We start from the raw sequence: 1,735 nt of genomic DNA on the forward strand, positions 1-1,735 counted from the left end.
ATTCAACTCCCGCTCGTAAATGGTTGCCAGCGGGATGATCTCGCGCAGTGTCGGCACGCGCGGGTCGTCGCGCGACACAGTGACGCGCAATGTGACGATGGCCGCGCCCTCAGCGAAGTGGTAGAGCACCTGCAGCGTGCCGGTCGCCGCGCCGGGGTCCAGGCCGGTGATGGCGGCCAGGTAACCCCAGCGGGCTTCGGCCAGCGCCGCGGCCGCCGCGACCAGGCTGCCGGCGGGCACGACCACGTCCAGCCGGTTGGCTTGCGGCCGCGTGGCCCCCTCCAACCAGGGCGACAGCAGTGTCTCAGCGCGCTCCAAGTAGTTCTGGGTGTCCATCAGGGGATTCCTCTTCTTCCGAGTGTTCCGGCACAACCTCGGCGCCGGCTTCGACCAGCAGCCGGTCGATCTCGGCCGCGCGATCGGGCTGGAGCTTCTTCAACAGGATGGCGACGCCGTTGATGATGGCCTCCGGTCGGGGGGCGCAGCCGGGCACATAGACGTCGACCGGGATGACTTCATCCACGCCGCCGACGATGTTGTAGCAGCCGCGGAACGCCCCGCCGGAGATGCTGCACGCGCCAACAGCGACGACGAACTTCGGCTCGGGCATCTGCTCGTAGATGCGGCGCAGCCGGTCGCGCGATTGGCGCGTGACCGGGCCGGTGCAGACGAGCACGTCGGCGTGGCGCGGGCTGCCCTGGAGCTTGATGCCCAGCCGCTCCAGGTCGTAGCGCGGCGTCAGCGTGGCCAGGATTTCGATATCGCAGCCGTTGCAGGAGCCGCTGTTGTAGTGCACCAGCCAGGGTGAGTTCGCCAATGACCAGTTGCGAATGCGGTCTAGAACGGTTCTCCAAACTGGAGAGGTAGCTGTAGTCATAGTAGACTCGTGCTGGTGGTTGGTGGTTGGTGGTAGGGGCGGGTTTGAAACCCGCCCGTACTGTGACTAACGACCAACGACTAACCACCACCGACCAAAATCAATCTCCGATCAACTGAGCAACAAAATGACCAGCGTCAGCGCCAGCCCACCCACATAGAGCAGTACCGCCGTCCCGGGCGCAGGCCCCAGCATCGCCGCGCCGCCCACCAGGCCGGCCGTCGCCAGCATGAGTGCGCCCAGATGGAACACGGCAAAAAACAAGGCGACGACGAAGAAGCGGCGATAACCCGGCGCGGCCTTGTGCGTGGCCGCCACCTCGCCGCCGGCATAGAGGCTCGTCCCGGCCGGCGTAGCGCGGCTGGCTGGGGCGAGGAGCCGGCCGAAGGCGTAGAGTAGGGCGACCAGGCCGATGTAGACCAGGATGGCGATGGGAGGGGTCAGGATGAAATTGATTTCGCTCATTACGCTCAACTCTCAACTTCTGCTTAAGGCGCGAAGGCCGACAGCAAGTCCGCCGCCGCGGGAATGGTCAGCCAGCCGGCCAGCATGGGCAGCATGCCCAATACGACGATGGCCGCCGCCAGCAGCAGCAGCGGCGCGGTGATCGCCAGGGGGATGGCCCGGCCGTTGGCGACGAGCGCCGCCGGTTCGCGCCGGTAGAGCCGGTTAACCAGCGGCGCGTAGTAGCCCAGCGACAGGACGCTGTTCAGCGCTGCCACGACCAGCACGACCAGGATCACCACGTCGCGCGTCTGCGCCCCGGCGACAAGAATTTGCCACTTGGACATAAAGCCCACCAACGGCGGCAGCCCGCCCAGACCGAGCACGGCCAGGCTGAGCACGAATGCGATGAGC

Annotated in this window: 4 protein-coding genes; all 4 read right to left on the reverse strand. The window is 66.6% G+C overall.

Features of this window, described 5'->3' with window-relative positions; genetic code table 11:
- Positions 1-336: NADH-quinone oxidoreductase subunit C (locus ACE3UY_RS04585; RefSeq protein WP_374686374.1), on the reverse strand; the 336-nt coding region annotated here is incomplete at its 3' end.
- Positions 305-877, reverse strand: a complete 573-nt coding sequence (locus ACE3UY_RS04590; RefSeq protein ID WP_374686375.1) for an NADH-quinone oxidoreductase subunit B family protein — start codon at positions 875-877, stop codon at positions 305-307. The genes ACE3UY_RS04590 and ACE3UY_RS04585, both read right to left, overlap by 32 nt.
- Positions 878-988: 111 nt before the next feature.
- Complete coding sequence (locus ACE3UY_RS04595) at positions 989-1,342, reverse strand: hypothetical protein (RefSeq protein ID WP_374686376.1); 354 nt, start codon at positions 1,340-1,342, stop codon at positions 989-991.
- A 23-nt stretch (positions 1,343-1,365) separates the two neighbouring features.
- Positions 1,366-1,735 (reverse strand): proton-conducting transporter membrane subunit (locus tag ACE3UY_RS04600; RefSeq protein WP_374686377.1); only part of this gene is annotated, 370 nt, incomplete at its 5' end.

Source organism: Promineifilum sp. (SeqCode) (assembly GCF_041918635.1).
In the GTDB taxonomy this organism is placed as follows: domain Bacteria; phylum Chloroflexota; class Anaerolineae; order Promineifilales; family Promineifilaceae; genus Promineifilum.

What these genes read in the sequence shown, in the direction of transcription:
- ACE3UY_RS04595 (WP_374686376.1), bottom strand. Translation starts at nt 1,342, where the DNA reads ATGAGCGAAATCAATTTCATCCTGACCCCTCCCATCGCCATCCTGGTC.
- ACE3UY_RS04590 (WP_374686375.1), bottom strand. Translation starts at nt 877, where the DNA reads ATGACTACAGCTACCTCTCCAGTTTGGAGAACCGTTCTAGACCGCATT.